9 protein-coding genes and 3 pseudogenes are annotated in these 18,237 nt (G+C 61.7%); 5 read left to right on the plus strand and 7 right to left on the minus strand.

The features are described from left to right. Positions 1–1,100: 1,100 nt before the first annotated feature. Together P6U23_RS26415 and P6U23_RS26420 are read left to right on the plus strand one after the other, a co-directional pair. A complete protein-coding gene (locus P6U23_RS26415; RefSeq protein ID WP_407175429.1) occupies positions 1,101–2,720 on the plus strand; it encodes an alpha-amylase family protein in 1,620 nt (539 codons plus the stop codon). An 89-nt stretch (positions 2,721–2,809) separates the two neighbouring features. Continuing rightward, on the plus strand, positions 2,810–3,862 hold the full coding sequence (locus P6U23_RS26420; protein ID WP_407175430.1) for a glycosyltransferase family 4 protein: 1,053 nt from the start codon (positions 2,810–2,812) through the stop codon (positions 3,860–3,862). A gap of 206 nt (positions 3,863–4,068) precedes the next feature. Here the strand turns inward: P6U23_RS26420 and P6U23_RS26425 are convergent. Continuing rightward, positions 4,069–4,233 (minus strand): annotated as a pseudogene (locus tag P6U23_RS26425) (cell envelope biogenesis protein TolA); the annotation flags it as partial. A gap of 277 nt (positions 4,234–4,510) precedes the next feature. Between P6U23_RS26425 and P6U23_RS26430 the strand changes: the two are divergent. Then, positions 4,511–5,821, plus strand: a complete 1,311-nt coding sequence (locus tag P6U23_RS26430) for an NRAMP family divalent metal transporter (RefSeq protein ID WP_407175431.1) — start codon at positions 4,511–4,513, stop codon at positions 5,819–5,821. Positions 5,822–6,682: 861 nt separating this feature from the next. Here P6U23_RS26430 and P6U23_RS26435 read toward each other — a convergent pair. The 6 genes from P6U23_RS26435 to P6U23_RS26460 all read right to left on the minus strand — a co-directional run bounded on the left by P6U23_RS26435 (position 6,683) and on the right by P6U23_RS26460 (position 14,951). Beyond that, positions 6,683–7,861, minus strand: coding sequence for an MFS transporter (locus P6U23_RS26435; RefSeq protein ID WP_407175432.1), 1,179 nt, complete (start codon positions 7,859–7,861; stop codon positions 6,683–6,685). Between the two features lie 280 nt (positions 7,862–8,141). Further along, a complete protein-coding gene (locus tag P6U23_RS26440; RefSeq protein WP_407175433.1) occupies positions 8,142–8,753 on the minus strand; it encodes a Wadjet anti-phage system protein JetD domain-containing protein in 612 nt (203 codons plus the stop codon). Next, the gene (locus P6U23_RS26445) at positions 8,680–9,360 is read right to left on the minus strand and encodes a hypothetical protein (protein WP_407175434.1); all 681 of its coding nucleotides are present in this window, start codon (positions 9,358–9,360) and stop codon (positions 8,680–8,682) included. The genes P6U23_RS26440 and P6U23_RS26445 overlap by 74 nt, the downstream gene beginning before the upstream one ends. A gap of 2 nt (positions 9,361–9,362) precedes the next feature. Continuing rightward, complete coding sequence (locus P6U23_RS26450; protein ID WP_407175435.1) at positions 9,363–12,797, minus strand: SbcC/MukB-like Walker B domain-containing protein; 3,435 nt, start codon at positions 12,795–12,797, stop codon at positions 9,363–9,365. Next, positions 12,794–13,432, minus strand: a complete 639-nt coding sequence (locus tag P6U23_RS26455; RefSeq protein WP_407175436.1) for a DUF4194 domain-containing protein — start codon at positions 13,430–13,432, stop codon at positions 12,794–12,796. The genes P6U23_RS26450 and P6U23_RS26455 overlap by 4 nt, the downstream gene beginning before the upstream one ends. Further along, the gene (locus P6U23_RS26460) at positions 13,422–14,951 is read right to left on the minus strand and encodes a Wadjet anti-phage system protein JetA family protein (protein ID WP_407175437.1); all 1,530 of its coding nucleotides are present in this window, start codon (positions 14,949–14,951) and stop codon (positions 13,422–13,424) included. Before P6U23_RS26460 ends, P6U23_RS26455 begins: the two co-directional genes overlap by 11 nt. Before the next feature lie 223 nt (positions 14,952–15,174). Here P6U23_RS26460 and P6U23_RS26465 point away from each other — a divergent pair. Beyond that, a pseudogene (locus P6U23_RS26465) lies at positions 15,175–16,010 on the plus strand (GSU2403 family nucleotidyltransferase fold protein). A gap of 707 nt (positions 16,011–16,717) precedes the next feature. Continuing rightward, positions 16,718–17,263: pseudogene (locus P6U23_RS26470) on the plus strand (phosphoadenosine phosphosulfate reductase family protein); the annotation flags it as partial. Positions 17,264–18,237: the final 974 nt, after the last annotated feature.

Below are 18,237 nucleotides of genomic sequence, written 5' to 3' on the forward strand. Positions count from 1 at the left end.
CCTTAGAAGGCCTCTCAACCGTTAATGATTTCCGGTGTTCACCATGCGCGGCGCGTCGGCCGGCGCGTTTGGCTAAGCACGCGGGACATCTGGAACATCTTGCACTCTCCCGCGATTGCCTCTTGTTGGAGTATCGGTCTATGCATGCCCCTGATCAAGACGTCCTTTTTCGTGCAGTGATGGACGCTCGACGCATTCTGAGTGAGTGGCCGGCTACATGCAATCCAGAGAGGACGTTGGAGCGGCTCAGCGCCGTGCTCAACAGAAACGAGCTGGTCCACACTCTTGATCGCATCAATCGCCAGCCAGTATCGCGCCTCTCTGACATGGAAACGTAACTGGAGCCTACGCCGTAACTGGAAAGCCGTTCTCCTTATCGCAAACGTTCCAGTTTGGTTTCGGACACAAGCATCCAGCAGCTCTCCGCGCTCAGCATGATCTATAAAGGCCCGCAGCGCAGACGCTGAGTTCAGGGCAGATCGCCTGCCGCTCGAGCAGGTCGCCCCATCAGCTCAGGGGCTAGTAACTGGACATCGGCTTGGATTGCGATTGGCTTAACTTGATTTGTTCTCCCCCAAAACGCTATCTCGTCTCTCCATGGGCGTTGTGGTCCACCGACACTACCCTCGCCTATCCAGTTCGGATTGGCCGGAGGCACTAGAGTGCAAGGACCGACCTTCGGTCCTTACAGGAGATGCGCCGGACGACTTCAGCGAGCAGAGACATGATCGCGAAACTACACCTCGGCTAGTCGCCGCGTCGTATGGACGGAAGAGGCCGTCTACTCGGGCGGGCGGAGTAAGCGCTTGCGTTGCGCAATCCATAAGCCATCCCAACGCCGGCTTCGGAATGGTGCCGAGAACTGAAGCCAAATCGCGAATTCAGAATAGGCCCACAGCTGCTGGGTTCTGTTTGAACCAAAGCGGCGTGGGTTGGTTTACTCACACCGGCTGATGTGCTGACTCGCAGCCGCCGGTCGTCGAGAGAATGGTCGGGCTCCCGCCGGCACGGGCACGGAAGGAGTACGACGCATTTTACCGGTCCGACCGGCTGCTGCCTGCAAGCAGTGCGATCTCGTCCTTGCAGAGAGAAGCTGACGGTTGCTCGACCTTTGGTACAAAAATGCGGTGATCTATGGACTTAACGTCGCCACTTACAAGGATGGTAACGGTGACGGGATTGGCGACTTCAAGGGACTGACCGAGCAGCTCGATCACATCGCCCAGCTCGGCGTGAACTGCTTGTGGTTACTTCCGTTCTATCCAAGCCCTGGGCTCGATCACGGTTATGATGTAACGGATTATTACAACGTAGCGCCGGCGCTTGGCACCCTAGGTGACTTCGTCGAATTCAGTCACCAGGCGAGGCTTCGGGGATTAAGGCTGATCGTCGATCTCCCAATCAATCACACTTCGGAACGACATCCGTGGTTTCAACAAGCGCGCGCGGACCCCGCATCGCCATATCGGGAGTACTACGTGTGGTCAAAGGCCGAGCCAGAAAACAGCACCGAAGGAGTTGTTTTTCCCGGCGTTCAACTGAGTGTGTGGACTTACGACCTTTGCGCGCAAGCTTGGTATTACCATCGCTTTTACCAGCATCGGCCCGATCTCAACATTGCATGCCCCGCAGTCCGGGAAGAGATCTTCAAGATTTCTGGCTTTTGGCTCGAACTCGGCGTGTCGGGATTCCGCATCGACGCCGCGCCGTTTGTCGTGGAGGAGATACGGCCCGATCGTCCAGCGACACGGCGATATGAGTTCTTTGGCGAGCTGCGCAACTTCCTGTCCTGGCGCAAAGGTGACGCCGTCCTATTGGCTGAAGCCAACGTTCCTCCCGCGGAACTTGAGTACTATTTTGGCAATGGCTCACGCATCCACCTGTTGTTCGCATTTCTGTTGAACCAATACTTGTTCCTTGCGCTTGCGCGCGAAAGTATCGAACCCTTGCAGCGGTGTTTGACCGCGCTGCCCCGGCTGCCGCAATTCGCACAATGGGCCCAATTTCTGCGCAATCACGACGAGTTGGACCTCGGACGCTTGACGCCAGACGAGCGCGAAGAAGTCTACGCTGCATTCGCTCCAGCTCGCAAAATGCAGCTCTACGGACGCGGGATCCGGCGCCGGCTTGCATCGATGCTTGGAAATGATCGCCGCCGCATTGAGCTTGCATTCAGCCTGCTTTTCAGTCTTCCCGGTACGCCGGTCATCTACTACGGTGACGAGTTGGGCATGGGTGATGACCTCGCGCTTCCCGAGCGATGGCCTGTTCGTACATGCATGCAATGGAGCGTCGACGAAAACGGCGGATTTTCCTCACGTCCAAATTGCCGGCTGCTTCATCACATGATCAATGAAGGCGAATATGGGCCGGCCAAGCTCAATGCTGCCGCGCAACGGCGCGCCCCCGAATCGCTCTTCAATTGGCTACGCCGTTTGGTCGAGATGCGTCAGTCTTGCCCAGAAATCGGTTGGGGCGATTGGACTCTCCCCGCGAGCGATTGTGCCTCGGTCCTGATTCAGCATTTTGTGTGGGAAGGCAAGTCAGTGCTCATATTGCACAACCCGTCGCAAGCTGAATGCAAGACGCACATCAATGATCTTCCGGCCGGGCGGCGACTGACGGATGTGTTCGGCAACCGCATTTATTCATCGAGGGCCGGCGCGGATGCTGCGATTGAGCTTGATGGCTATGGGTATCGCTGGTTTCGAGCCGATTAGATGGTTACAAATCCCCAGGAAGAGAGCGGTCCTTCGGGTCAACGCGGCAAGGGTTTGGGCTTGATGGCCACACCGCCGAGCGGGGATCAATGAAGATAGCTCAGATTGCGCCTCTTGCTGAGAGCGTTCCGCCGAAGCTCTATGGCGGCACCGAAAGAGTGGTCGCCTGGCTCGTCGACGAGCTCGTGGAGCTCGGACACGAGGTCACGTTGTTTGCGAGTGGTGATTCGAAGACACGAGGCACGCTGCATTCAGTTTGGCCCCGCGCGCTTCGCCTTGGTCGGCCCCGGACAGACCCAAATGCAGCTTTGGCTGCTCTGTTGGAAGCGATATCCCGCCGTGCCGACGAGTTTGAGGTGATACACGTTCACATCGATTGGCTGCATCTTCCATTGCTCAGCCGGTTAGACGTGCCCTTCTTGACGACGATGCACGGCCGGTTGGATATTCCAGGTCTGCCGGCGGTCCTTGGGGAGTTTCCGGAAGCCTGCTTCGTTTCGATCTCCGACAACCAGCGTCTTCCCCTGGCGAACGCGCACTGGTGCGGCACCGTTCATCATGGACTGCCCACTGGCCAATATTGCCCGTCGTTCAGCTCGGGAACGTACCTGGCTTTTCTTGGACGGTTGACGGCTGAGAAGGGGCCCAAAGAAGCTATTCGCATTGCCCGTGCAGCGAACATGCCACTGCGCATCGCAGCGAAAATCCCGCGAGCAGACGCCGGCTATTTCAAGGAGCACATTGAGCCCTACGTCGACGGTAAGATGGTGCAGCTGGTTGGGGAAGTAAACGACACGACGAAACAGCCGTTCCTTTCGGAAGCAGCTGCTTTGCTATTCCCGATTAGGTGGCCCGAACCGTTCGGGCTGGTGATGATCGAGGCCATGGCTTGCGGGACCCCAATCATTGCCTATCGGTCCGGGTCTGTCCCGGAGATCGTTGATGAAGGCGTGACTGGATTCGTGGTCGACAATGAAGAGGAAGCCGCCAGAGCCGTGGCAAGGGTCGCACAAATAGATCGGCACCGCGTGCGCGCGAGATTTGAAGACCGCTTCACCGCGAGACGAATGGCCCTGCAATACCTGCGTCATTACCGAGAGATCTTGAACGGTTACCAACATTTGAGAGTAGGACCTCGTTGATCTTTGTGCCCGCCTGCACTGCCGACTGCAACGGCGAGCGATCCTTATTCTGCTGCCGCAGCACCTCGCACGACAGCGGGTTCGAGTACGCCGTTCCTCCCGACCAAACCGAGCACGCCCAGCAAGTGCAATCACGCCTTTCTTTTCTGATTCCCTCTCGGCACTGCCCGCGCACCCAACGGGAGGCTGAGCGGGTGTGCGCGCAAGACCACGTCTGGACGGTCGGCCTCCTTTGCTAGCCCCTGGTGGAAAAGATTGCTTTGAGCGTCCCACGCTTTCTGGGCGGCCTTCATCGACGGTGCTGCGACGGCTTGATCGAAGAAGCCCAATGACGTCACATAGCTTTTCAGTGTTCCGGCATGGGCGTCCACGGCTGACCAGCTCACCGACGAACCACGCTAACGTTCGGATGTATCTCCCGTCTATGGCTGAACACGAACTGCGAAGCGCCGCGCCCCGCATTAGGTGCCCTATTCCAGTATCATGTTCACCCGGGGGCTTTTTGGGCCTGCGGCAGATCCCCAGGACAGGTGAACTGGCAAGCTTTTCGAACGTTGAAGAACGGTCGATCGAGCCGCTCGGCCGCGGGTTGCGAGACTCAATGCATGCGCCTTTCGATCCCGATTTCGAAGGAGTAAGGACCAGCACATGGATGCGGCGCTCGAATCGCAGGTTCAAAAGCAGAGAGCCTTTGGGTTGCGGCGTTTCCTTTCCACGCTCGGCCCAGGTCTGATCACCGGCGCATCGGACGACGACCCTTCGGGCATCGGCACGTACAGCCAGGCAGGAGCGCAGCTCGGATTTGGCGTGGGCTGGACCATGCTACTAACCTACCCCCTCATGTCGGCGATTCAAGAGATATCGGCGCGCATCGGCCGCGTCACGGGTCACGGGATTGCCGGAAATGTCTGCCGCAACTTCGCTCCGGTCTATATCTGGAGTTTGGTGCTCCTGGTGTTCGTCGCCAACACGATCAACATCGCCGCCGATCTCGGCGCCATGGGCGACTCCTTGAGGCTCATCATCGGCGGTCCAGCCACCGCCTATGTGGTGCTGTTCGGCGCGATCTCGGTACTTGCTCAAATCTTCTTCGACTACGACAGGTACGTTTTCGTCCTGAAGTGGCTGACGCTCAGCCTGTTCGCCTACGTGATCGCACTCGCGGTCGTTAAAGTGCCTTTGGCGGAAGCATTGAAGGGCGCGCTGATTCCGCGGGTGAGATTTGACGCCGCCTTCCTCACCACACTGGTGGCCATCCTTGGAACGACCATCTCGCCCTATCTTTTCATTTGGCAGTCCTCGCAGGAAGCGGAGCAGCAGCGGATCGACCCCGAGAAGACACCGCTCAAGAAAGACGGCTCAAATGCGAGCGCAGAATATCGCCGGATCCGCCTCGACTCGCTGATCGGGATGGCATTCTCCAACCTGATCGGGCTTTCGATAATCGTAACCACCGCCGCAACCCTGCACGCGCACGGCAAGACGGACATCCAGAGCTCCGCCCAAGCTGCAGAGGCGCTCAGACCGATCGCCGGACCGCTTGCGGAGCTAATCTTCGCGTTTGGCATCATCGGCACCGGGCTGCTGGCAATCCCCGTCCTTGCCGGATCGACGGCGTACGCCATTGGGGAGGGCCGGCGGTGGAGGGTAGGCCTTTCCCGGAAGCCGAAGGAAGCGATCGCGTTCTACACAGTGCTAGGTTTGTCCGCGCTTTGCGGCATTGGGCTGAACTTCACGCCGATCAATCCGATCCAGGCGCTTTACTGCAGCGCGGTAATGAACGGCGTGCTGGCGGCACCAGTCATGCTGATGCTGATGATGCTGGTGCGCCGGCCCAGGGTCATGGGAAAGCTCGTCGTGACCGGGCCGCTGTGCTGGCTGGGTTGGGCCTCGACGATCGCGATGGCTTTCTGCGTCATCGGCATGATCGCCACGATGTTCATGCACTCGGCGCCCTAGAGGCGCGTTTGCCGACGTAGCCGGCTATTCGGCTGGTGCAGCCGAGGGCTGGCGCGCGAACTCTGCTGCCGAGCGATCGCATGGCACACGCCAGACCAGCTCTGAGACGCGTGGATAATGTAGCCTCGCTGCGGGTCGATGGCGGCCAGCCCTGCGATTTATAAGTGCCCTTTGAAGTCTCCGGCAAAAGCCCAGAGCACCACTAATATCGCAACGAGTACGACAAAGATGATCACACGATGCCTGCTCCAGTTGAACCGATAGGTCATTGTTCACCTCAGTTGCGCATGCGCAGCTCCATCCAATCGAAAGCGGCGGGGCCGCCCTGTGGGACCAGGACGATATCGCACCTCATATTCAGTCTGATACGGAGTCGCGAGCGGTCTAGGTGACAGCTAATAAGCCGGCGGAATGTTCCGGGCACACGAACGATACTTTCGGCTACCCACACGTTCCATCGTATTGCGACATTTCATCTGCCCGCTACCCGGCTCGAGCCGTTCAACGCTCGCGCCTGCATGGCAGGAGATCGCCGGTTGATTGTCGAAGTCGACTTCGCGAACTCACTCCTCCGGTGACGAGCATTGGTGCGCTCTTGACGCCATAAGATCTGCTCAGCCGCCTAGACGAATATCCCGGACCGAACGAGCGCGAGCAAGTCGAGCGTCCCCTCGACAAAAATAGATGCTGAACTGAGCGCGGTGGACAGGCCAGATAGGATCTGATTTGGCCGCGCCGGCCCTCCAACGACCTTCTGCGGTGCCGCGGCTCGGTAGCCCGCAAGTGTTCGGAACACGTTTTGTCCCGGGACAACCACGCGCTCACGCGAATGATCCCCGCACTTCGGCCTGCCCTCGCGGACTAGTCAGCAGGCAAAGATTGATCCTGTCTATTGAAGCCAATCCAGGCCAACGGGAGCGCGAGGGCGCACAGAGCTGCCATCACAAGGAATCCTGCTGCGGCGTGCGAGGCGTACAGAGTGCCGGACAGGATCGTCAGCGCCGCAGTCAGGACGCCTGAGCCAAACGCGTATAGAGCTTGCGCAGTTGCAGCGACGCTTCTCGGGATCACGTTGCCCATTGTGCGCATGCAAGCGAGATGGAGCAAGGCGAATGTCAGTCCGTGCAACGGCTGTATCATTGAGAGCACGAACGCGGAGGTCGTTAGACCTTCGACGGACCAACGTACGATACCTGCCGCGGCCGCTAGACCGGCCGCACCACGAGGCCCGAACCGGTCGACTAATGCAGGGCCAACGAGGAAAAACACGAACACTTCTGCAATCACCGCCTCTGACCATAGAAAGCTGATGATTGGATTGCTAATACCCGCATCACTCCATCGGATGACAGCAAAAGCATCGTGCATTGCATGGCTGCCATAGACCAAACCCGACACCAAAATCATGCTTCGAAACGGCCGCATCCTGAGCAATGCCTTCATCTCTGGCGCCGGAAACGGCGCGTGCTGCAGCGCAGTTTCGGCCGCGGGGCCGGGCACCAACGCCGCGGCGGCGGCCGTCGCGATCAGAAGGCCTGCGTTCATCCAGATCACAGGGGAGAGATCGGCAGGGCTAATGAGCTGCCCAGCCGTCAGTGTCCCTAGAATGAAGGCCGCCGAGGCGGAGCCCCTTATCCAGCCGTACTCAAAGCGTCTCCCCCCTATCCGGGGCTTCGCCACGCTGACCGACAATGCGTCGGCAATCGAAGTCGTCGGGGCGAGAGCCGCAGCTTGTACTAAGGCGACTGGAAGCAACAACGAGAACCAATTCGCCTGCATCAATGCGACGGCTGCTGCCGCGGCCAACCCCGCACAGCTTGCAAGCACGAGACGCAAGGATCCGAGCAGATCGGCCAGGACCGCAACCAATGGTCCAGAGACCAGCCGCGTTAGCATTGCGAGCGCCAGCAAGAGCCCGATTTGCTGCGGAGGCAGAGCTCTCGTTTCGAAAAATTTGGGCCAGAAAGGAGATGAGACGCCGAACGCTGCGTACAGAGCGACGTAAAGGAGGATATAGGCGATTGGTCCAGGACTCCGCACCGGAGTGACGCCTTGAGATGGTTGGCTGCAGTTGGCCCGCAGTGCCGCATCTGTTCGCGAACTAAGCCATCGGCTTCGAAGTTGCAACCGCGGGGTGCGTACTGAAGGTCAGCCATGTCGGCCAGCGCCCGCTACGACTTCCACCTTCGCGTTCTGCCCGACGGTCGCTGCGCACCGTGTCACCGGCAACCCTGTAGTCATGCATTTGAACTCGGCACCGCCGTTCAAATCACGACGGAGAACCCGATTTCCAATGCACCTGGAACCGAGCTGACCATTCTCAATCACATGATGCAGACGGTTCTGGGCTCGTTAGCGCCGCCGTGAGCGTGGCGACTCCGGGCAACATCGGGTCAAGCTCCTCCTGCTCGAGCGTCTTGGCGCCGTCTTCGGCCAAGTACGCAGCCAACGTGGCAATGCCTGACTCAGGCGGGCACCGCGCCGGCGCCGACTTCCTTGTCGGCACCTGCCCCGAGCGCTCCGCAATTTCGACGCTCATGAGGTGGGGACGGATCGGCCGACCGACGGCGCGCTCGATCGTGCGGAAAATCCAGGTACCGTCCGGATCGATGTCCGACCAGTGGAAGATCGGCGTCGCTTCGGAGATCATTCCTGCGATCGTCCGCAGGGCCTGCTGGGTGGCGAGCGAGGGATATCCGCCGACGTACATCGTCGTTCCCAGTCGACTGGAGTCCGCCTCGGCGATGTGCCGGTTGAAGCTTGCGAAGTTTTCGATCGTCAGAACGTAGGCCGGAGGCTCCCGGAAGCGGACGCGATCTGCTTCCTTGGGAGTGATTCCGAGATACAGCGGAGAGATCTTAGATAGGTCGGCCCCGTCGAGGTCGATCTTGCCGGCGATCAGCAGCGGCGGCGGCGAAGCGCTCCAGTCCAATTGCCCGCAGCGCCTCGCGGGGCCGCGCGCCTGGCGGAAACTCTAGGATCCCGCTCAGGAGCCGGACGACTGCCCCCTCAATGCGTTCGAGCGTCTTGCTGTGACCCACCGTCCGTCGCGAGAAGGTCTTGTAGTCGACGTCGAGATGCCTGTTGTCCAAGATCGCCTGGGCGAGAACGAACGCGTGGCGCAACGTGTCGACGTCGGACGAACCGAACCCGTGCCACGTCTTCCCCCGCGCCCACACCTCGGCGATTTGAGAGGCGCTATTCTTCAGAGAGTCGTGCAGCGCCGATCCGGCTACAAGCCGCGCGGCGGCGTCCTCCGCGATGCGTGACGCGGGGGTGCGGCCGAGATAGCGGTAGAGGATGCCCGCCGAGGCCAGCCGCACGTGTGCGACTTGGTCCCGGTTTGCGCCGCGGCCCCAGCCAAGGGAGACCGCGCCGGCGCCTTCGGCTTCCCTGATCTGTTTCATAAAGGCGTCCGCCACCACTACGGACGGGAAACTGGCATAGTCCGGATGGGCGATCGGGCTTGTGGCCCCGGCCTCGAAGCGATCGAGCAGATCGTTCAGCAGCCCGTTCGCGTCCGTGAAGCGCCGGGCCATGGCTACTCGGCTGCCAGGCGGGTGGCGAGTTCATCTTCGGACATCAGGTCCGGATCGATCGCCATCAATTCGCGCTTGGCCTTCTCCTTCAGTTCCACCACGGTGGCCCTGGACTGCTCGCCGATGCGGTCCACCTCCACGATGGTGTCCATGTGCTCGAGCACGGCGACGCGCTTCTCGAACGGCGCCGCTATCACGAACTGGAGACCGAGGTTCTTGTAGAAGCTCATCATCTGCCGCTGGTTCTTGCCGTCCATCTTGGAGAAGGCCTCGTCGAACATGGCCAGGGCGAAACCAGCGGGCTTGCCGGCACGACGCTCGGCGCTGCCGTAGACGGCGGCCAGCGAAGCGCCGATTGCGACGTAGATGGGCACCTGCTGTTCGGCGCCGGACCCGGTGCCGCGCCGCTGCTCCCAGCGGGTCGAGCGGCCGGTGCCGACGTCCTCCATGTGGATCTCGAAGGTGTAGAAGTTGCGATAGTCCTCGAACTGGGTGAAGTCCTTGTCGGGGTCCTCGAGCAGCGCCTCGAGCGCAAGGATCGTATCCTTGTGCGGAAAATCGTCGGGCACGTCGCCCCGGAACAGCAGGTCGAGCGCCTCCGGAGACGTCTTGGCGATCTCGATGATCTTCAGAATGGGCTGGAATTCCACCACCTGCGTGCGGTGGAACGAATATCGCTCGTTATGGAAGGGATGTGCGTAGAGGCTACGGTTCAAGGACTGCAGCTCCCGCTCCATCTTGCCGATCCGGGCCGTGAGCGCGTTGATGAACTCACCGCGCAGCAGGGTGGACGCCTTTTCTGCCGCTTCCCGCGCCTGCCGTTCGTACTGGCGCAGCTCATTGGATTCGATATCCGAGATGAGCTGCTCCATCCAGGGCTTCACCTCCCGCAGCGGCTCGCTTTCCGCGCCTACCTGCGAGCTCATCCCGAACTGGTCGAAGTAATCGTAAAGGAGCTCGCGGACCCGTCGCTCGATCCGTGCGCGCTCGTTGTCGGACGCGTTCGCATCCTTCAGCGCCTTGTCGGCGATGGCCCTGTGTTTTTCCGCGTAGCCCTTTTGGGCTGCGGCATCGAGGCGCTCGCGGTAGACGGCCCTGCCTTTCGCGGCGGAGTAGAGCGGGACGAACTTGCGGTAGATCGACCGGGCGACCCGGAGGTTGAGCTCAGAGCCGGGCACGTTCTCGCCCTCACCGAGCCTCCTGTCCGCCGATCTGACCTCTCCGTCATGCTCGCCAAACGCCTTCTGCTGGATCCTTCTCTCGTCGAGCCTCTTGTCCTTCAGCTTCTGCTGCGCCCTCTTCTTGTCGCGAAGCCCGCCGTCCCCCGCGCCGTCGAGAGCATCGAGCCTTGCCTGCGCTTCGGCGATCTCCGTCTGCGCGGCCGCGAAGGCCGCCGCGCAAGCCTTCAGGTCGTCACGTTCCTCGCAGATGTTCCTCAGAGCGGAAAAAGCTTGCTCCGCGGCGTGGGCCTCCTTGCCCTTGTCGGTCAGGATCCGATCCAGCTCCTCGGCCTGATCCTGCAGGGACCGGAGGGCGTTCGCCTGGGCTGCCTTTCCGATCTTGTGCTGCGAGGATTCGATCCAGCGATGGGTCCTGACGAGTCCGTCGTCGTAGAGGCCGTCCTTCATGATCGCCCGGCCGGGCCTGTTGAACTGGTCGAGCGTGTCGGCGAGACGGACCGTGCCGTAGCGGCGCATGATGAACGCCATCGCGTCCGGATCCTGGCTCCGGAAAATGGAGGGAAAAGTGCCGCGTTCGGGCTTGGCCCTGAACTGCTCGAGCTTGTTCAGGCTCACCAAGGAAGCGTGGCGGAGCTCGCGGCGGCCCTCTTTGAAGATCGCCGTGGCGGCGCCGATGTCCGCTCTGTCCACGAACACGGCCTCCCGGTCGCGCCCGAGGAGCGCCTCGGCCGCTCCCACCCATTCGGGTTCGACGACTTCGATGACGTCGCAGAGCACGCGCGGGGCCATTCCCTTCTGCCGCAGCCTTCGGCAGAGCAGTTCGGTGTCGTCGCCGAGATAGGCCCGCGCCCCTCCGGAGGCGTGCTGTCGGATGCGCTCGAGCACCTCGTCGCGCCGGCCTCGGAGCCCGGAAAGCTCCGCGATGATTGCCTGACGCGTTTCGTCGATCTTCGGCAGCCATTTCGCGCCGGTGGCTGCGAAGGATTTCTCGGCCGCGGAGAGCTCGTCGGAGACGAGCGTGATTTCGGCCCCGGCCGCGGCCGCCAGGAGCCGTTCCAGCGCAGGTACGAAATCGTCGAAACCGCTCGCGCACATCGCCCGAAGCGGATGCAGGCGACGGATGCTCTCGAGACGCGCCTTGAAGTCCGCCGAAGCGCGGTGCGCCGCCTGCGCGGCCACATCGGCCGTTTGCTGCAGCGACTTTCTTCCGGTCTTGGCGTCGTGCTCGGCGATCGCCGCCGTGAGGCGTTCGATCTCCTTGTCGATGGCCTTGACGTCCTCGTCGATGAATTCGAGTTCGGCCGCTGCAGCATCCCGGCGCGCCATCTCGGTACGCCGTTTGGTCTTGAAGTCCAGGTTCGTCGCGCGCGCCGCCAGCCAGGCCGCGCGTTTGGCGATCCACTCCTCCCTGAACTTGGTCTCGAGCGCCTCTTCCAGCGCGGCGAGGACGACCCGAAGCGCCCTCAGGGCTTCGAGTCTGAGGCGCATTTTCCGGATGGTTTCGCTGATGTTGCGGTACGTCTGGATCGACTCGCGCAGCTCCTTGATGCCGATCGGACTGTCCTCGAGGATGTAGTTCCGCACGAACTGCGTGGCCGTCTGGTTGTGATCGAGCGTCATCGCATTGACGATCGATTTTTGCAGGGCGCTTGCGTTCTGCTCGCCGTAGGGCGAATGCGGCAGGAGATGGCGCATGTACTCGCGGACGTAGTCGCCGGCCCGGTCGCGGTGATTGACGAAGTTGCCTTCGCCGATGGTCGCGACGATCCGCGCCCGCACGTCTTCCCACTGCGCCGGGAACCGCAACTGCCCTCGCTGTTCGATGAAGTCCTTGGAGCTCAGGAGGGCCCCGACCGCGACGAACAGCGCCAGTACGGTCTCCCTGCTGTCTGACTTCCGCGCCTCCAGTGCCATGCCGATCGTGACCGGCGGCCGAGCGCCTTCCGTGTCTTTGAAACCGAGCGCGATGTACGTTCGCGCCTCGTCGCGCCGGCGCTGGTCCTCGCCGAGCGTGCCGAGACAGTAGTCGACGACGCTGCGCTTCGAGCCGCTGCGCGACTTTCCGCTGTCGCCGGCGACTGCGTTCAGGCGCAGGAACCGCCGGCTGCCGCCGGTGAGCACGACTTGGGCCATGTCGAGGATCGTCGATTTGCCGGACCGGTTCTCGCCCAGGACGCCGACGTGTCCCGTTACGTCGATGTCGGCAACATCGAACAGGTGCCAGTTCACCATGGTGAGGTGGCGTAGCTCCATCATGCCTCTTCTCCCGCGGACTGCGGAAAGCGGGCCTCCTCGCTGCGCACGTACCGCTCGAGCCGTTGGAGGGCGTCGCCGCCGCTGATCAGCTTGATCATCGGGCGGATCCTGACCTCGCAGTCCTGCTGCTCGTCGTCGAAGTCCCCGATCTCGACCAGGCTGCGCTGGGCGGCCTCGCGCAGGATATCGCGGAAGCGGGCGGCCGAGATCGCGCCTCCGCCCCCGTGTTGCGCCATTTCTCGATAGCGGTCGAACAGGTCGTTCAAGGTGGCGACCACGACAGCCCGGTCCTCGACCGCTCCGACGTTCACCTCTTGCTGCCAATATGCTGCCAGCACCAGCATGACGATGGTTTCGTCGAGCTTCATCCGGGGCAGCGGCACGTCCTCGTCCATGGCGACGATGCCGGCCCACTGCGCCTCCGGATCGCGATGGACGCGGTATCCGCAAGTGTCGAAAAACCCATCGACCACGTCGCGGAAACGGCCGTCCATGATCGTATTGTAGACGGTCCCGGTCCGGGGATCTCCCGCGAACACGAACTGGCGTCGCAGCAGGAAATGCAGGGCTTTGCGGAGGTCGGCCGCCTTCTCCGCGCCGAACGAGCGCTCGATGTTTTCGAATTCACTGAGCATGAGCCGCCCTCGCCTTTCGGAGTGCGCCGGATCGCTTGACCACGAAGTTCGCGCAACGAAGCCATTCGCTGTCGTGTGGCGGCGTGTCGGGGCACGGTTCGAGATCGAAGCCGGCCGCGATCTGCGCCGGAATCTCGCCGGTCAGTGCGTAGCGGCGGGCGCAATCGAAGGCGAGGAAGTCGTCCACGGTATCGATTTCCATGAAGCGGGCTTCCTTGGTCGCGAATGGCGGCACCTGGCCCTCGAGGAATCGTTTGACGTCCTCTGGGCGGGGCGCGATGCGGGCGATGTACTCGAGGCGGAGCTTCTTCCGCAGCTCGTACAGCGGGTCGGACGGGGGCCCGGCGAGCTCCCTCGCCTCGACGGGGCGGCGCGGTTGCCTGGCCGGCGCCTGATGGTGTTCCGACCAAGGCGACCGCAGCGGCTCGATGCTCCATTCGACCGTCGCCTTGTGATGCCTGCCGTCGCGCAACAGAGCATCCAGTCGTCGCACCAGGTCGCCAGCCCGGCCGACGAGTCCCTGCCCGCCCCGCTCGGCGTACTTGATCGTGTTGCGGACGCGCGCTTCGAGCTGCCTGCGGAAGGCCTCGATCCGTTCGAACATCTCGCCGATCTGTTCGAAGATGCTTTCGATTGCGAGCAGGTCGTCCGCCGCGGCCATGCGGCCATCCTCGACGTCGGCTGCCATGCTGGCCGCCGTATATTCCTCGGCAAGGACCTGCATGGTCTCGGGCGTGTAGGAAATCCTGCGCGCGAGATCGACGATGGCGTCGCGGAACCGGTAAGGATGGTTGACGGTGAGGATGGACTCGAAATCCTTCAGCAGGAGCTGGTCGACGAACTCCTCGAAGAAGGCCTCCAGCCGGGTAGCTACCGTCTTTGACTCCATGACGCTCCGTCGGATCCGCTTGAGGTCGGCCAGAATGGCGCGCAGGCTCTTGGTGAACTGGTCGGCCTGGTTGCGCGCCTCGCGGACGGCGAGCGCGGCTTCGCGCTGCTTGCGGTCGGTGATTTCGGGCGTCAGCTTTTCGACGGCCTCGAGATTGAGGCGGATCTGCACGATCAGGCCGCCGAACCTTTGGGAGAGATCCTTGTTGAGGCTCGCCAGCCGCTGGATCACCAGCAGCGGGCCCATAGCCATGTCGACGGTGACGCGGAGCCCGTATTCCTCCTCTTCGAGCCATCCCCAGGCGAGCAGCCGGGCGTAGAGCTGCCGGGCCAGACCGAGCGCCTTGTCGCCCTTCTCGGACGCGAGCGCGACGTCCGCTTTCCGGATGCGGCGGCGACCGGCCGAGATCATTTCGGGCAGGCTGCCGAAATCATCGCCTTCGCTCCACAGGGCGGGGTTGGCCCGCATGACATCGTAGATGGCGTGGACGACCTGCTGCGGGGTCGGGAATGCCGGCGCTCCGGAGAAGAACCGTTCATGGAGGTCGAGCAGACATGCCGCGTATAGGTGCTTGTGATCGCGCGAGAAGGCCAAAAACGCGTCGTCATGCAAATGGCGGAACAAGGACAATGGGCACGGCTCCTTGGGCCGACGTCATCCCGAGAAGTCTGCCCCTAAACTCATGATATGCCGGAGAATATTGTAGTTGAGAGTGGATTCGAAAGGGCGCAACTGGAGGAATAGTTCTCAGTATGTTCTAATATAGCGTTCCAAATCTGGTCCGTCGAGGCCTCGAAAGTCGCACAGCCGCCCCAAAGGGAGAGGGCGAGCGGGCTACCCTACTCCTCCTCACATGGAAGGTCTCGTCGTCAACGAACTCGCGCGCGCGGGACTTTTTCGGCTTCGCGCCACGCTCGTCGGTTCGATGGCCTATCAGACGTACAGCGGCGTCTCGGCGTGAGGCTTCCCGACGAACTCGTCACGACGGAGGATATGGACATCGCGAAATTCTACGGCATCTCGATCGACGAAAGCATGCCGGACATCGAAAGCATCTTGAAACAGCTGGATCCGACGTTCGCGACCTCGTTCTCGCCCGACGAAACGAAGCTTGTCAGCGGATTCGCCAACGCGACCGGCTTCAAGGTCGAATTCCTTACGCCGAACCGAGGAGACGAGGACTACTCCTCCAGGCTGACACCGATGCCGTCGTTAGAGCCTTCGGTGGGTGCTCAGGTGTTGCGGTTCCTGGATTTTCTGGTTCATGAACCGATCCGCTCGGTGGTTCTGCACGATGCAGGCGTACCGGTCCTTGTGCCGGCGCCGGAGCGCTACGCGGTTCACAAGCTGATCGTCGCCACCAAACGGAATGTCTTCTTTGCCGACAAAGCGAAGAAGGACATCAACCAAGCAGATGCACTCATTCAGGCGTTCGATGCCGTCAAGCGCAGCAGCGACCTGGGTTTCGCATGGATGGAAGCATGGGAACGCGGACCCAGATGGCGACGTCGCCTTGGCGTCGGCGCGCTGCGTCTTTCTGACGATGCATTCGCCATGCTCTCGAAAGGTGTTGCCGAAGCAGTCAAACTCGACGGGAAGTCGGCCGATGAGTATGGACTCGCGGGCGGCAAGGACGGCCTTCTTGCGCGCGTCTCGATAGCGAAACCGACGGCGTCGCCGCCGCCATGATGGCGGCAGCCTGGTCGCCCTGCTGCTGATCGTTGGCATCGACGGCATGGCGTTTCGCTTGATCGACATGCTGATCATGATCACGCCGATGATGACCATGATTCCGGTGGGGAGGACGCCGCTATCCGCAGGAACCGCTTTGTCGCAGGATCGCGCGAAAACCCCATCTCCACGACGAGTGGCAAATCTCGTGTAGGCCACTTGACGCGCTCGGTCCTCTTGAACTCTATCCAGAGGGCGCTCGTGCTGCGGGACGGATCTGCCTCGATCATAGCCGCGATGCGCTCGTGACTTGAGAACCAAAGCTTTCTGTATTCAAATTCTCTTCGTTCTCGTATGAGGGTGTTCATGGACAGTGAGTTTTACAGGCAGCAGGCCTCGCGAGCCCGCGATCTGGCCGCGAAGGCTGATTCGTTCACCAGGAAGCGTCTGTTGGCCCTAGCCGAAAGGTACGACGCAAAGGCAGGCGAGCCATCGCAGGCCTCGCGGGAGGGCAAGCGGCCGTTGCCGCTCCCCCGCCACTGGCCGGCATCAAACCGCGGAGTGTCAGGCGAGGCATAAGGAAGCAGGCACGACCGGACCAAGCTAGGCGGGCGCTACGGCTGCGGTCCTCCGCTCCGGTTCGTGACCGAGGCCGAGCTGGACTATCGGCGCGAACTGGCCACAGCGTTAGTGTGCCCTGGCATGCTTCTGGTTGATCTTTATCCGGCCGCTCCCCCTTCCCGCTTATGCATGTGGCTACCTGGAAGTTTCGGGAGATGATTGCTTTCGCGACCAACCGCGAGACCCCTGCAGGTCGACCTCATCGTCCATATCAACCAGGACAGAATTGCGCGTGGCATTAACCGTATCGCATCGGGCTCGGCGCTGCACACCCAGGTCATGAAGACCGACGCGCTCAGGCAGGCGCTAGGTCTTTATGGTTTCGACGTGGCTTTCGGCGGCGCGACGGGACGCTGATCATCGTCGACGACGACCTGCTTCCGCTTTAGCCGAACGAGAAACCCCAGACGGAGACGATCCGCTTCCGCACGCTGGGCTGTTATCCGCTCTCCGGCGCGATCGAGTCCGACGCGACCACGATCGAGGAGATCGTCGCGGAGATGCAGGTCGCAAAAGTCTCGGAGCGCCAGGGCCGCCTGATCGATACTGACGAAGCGGCATCCATGGAGAAAAAGAAGTGCGCGCATGCCGTGCGCCCCCCAGCAGGACAAAGACCACCTGCGCTTCATCAACGGCGGCTCGGTGGATGATGGCAAATCGAGGCTGAGGGGCACCTCTTGCACCACATCAAGACGAGCTACGAGGATCAACTGCAGGCGCTCTCGCGTGGTAATGTCCAGCACGGCACGATCGGCAACGGCATCAAGCTGGCTGCTGGTGGATGGTCTTGAGGCCGAGCGCGAAGTGGCAGGACCTGCGAGGTCGCCCCGCTTCTTCAACACGCCCGTCCTTCATGGTCGCGGAGACGCTCGGAGATGAGCAATTACCAGGAACATGGCGAGCGGCGCCTCTAACGCGCAGCTTGCGATCACCCTGATCAATGCGCGCAACGGCGTCCTGGTGGACAGATCAAGAGCCACTCCTTGATCTGCTCGCTGCTCCGCAATCCGCCACGTGCTCCTCGCCGCGAACAAAATTGACCTCTTTTGGGCCTGGACACCACCTGCGGAAGTCAGAAGCGAGAGAGTCTGATGCAAATCGTGGCCAAGCGCCTGCGGTCGCCGCTGCGCCGCTGTGAGGCCCAGATTGACGGACCATGGCACTCAGTATGCTGCGGCCAGCCGGGACTACTTAGGATGCCAAACAGACGAGTTGCGTGACTGCGGGTCCGGCGCAGTCGTGAGGCATCAACCGCAACGGCTATTATCCATACCCGATTCGCATTTTCGCGGGCACCGCAGATTGTATGTCTGCCTTGCATCCGCCAGCAATGCGCCCGAATCATAGTCGCAATTGTGGAGAGTCAGAGGCCGCGCTGGTTTCTGGCTAACCGCTCCACCGCTACTCACGGCCCCCAGCCCAGCGGTGGAGCGGGACCGGCCCTAGGCTCAGGGACTACCGTCCCGCAATTTCCGCCGGGGGTCGTACGTTTCGCGCTGTTTCTGAGTATCCCGCCCGAATGTGTCAGCGACGAACGGTGACCTCTAGCAGGCTGTTGAAAAAGGCGCTCGCCGCCGACCGGCGACCGTGATTCATTGGCTCCGATGAGATTCGGAGATGGTGC

The organism is Bradyrhizobium sp. STM 3562 (assembly GCF_045571435.1).
Lineage (GTDB): Bacteria > Pseudomonadota > Alphaproteobacteria > Rhizobiales > Xanthobacteraceae > Bradyrhizobium.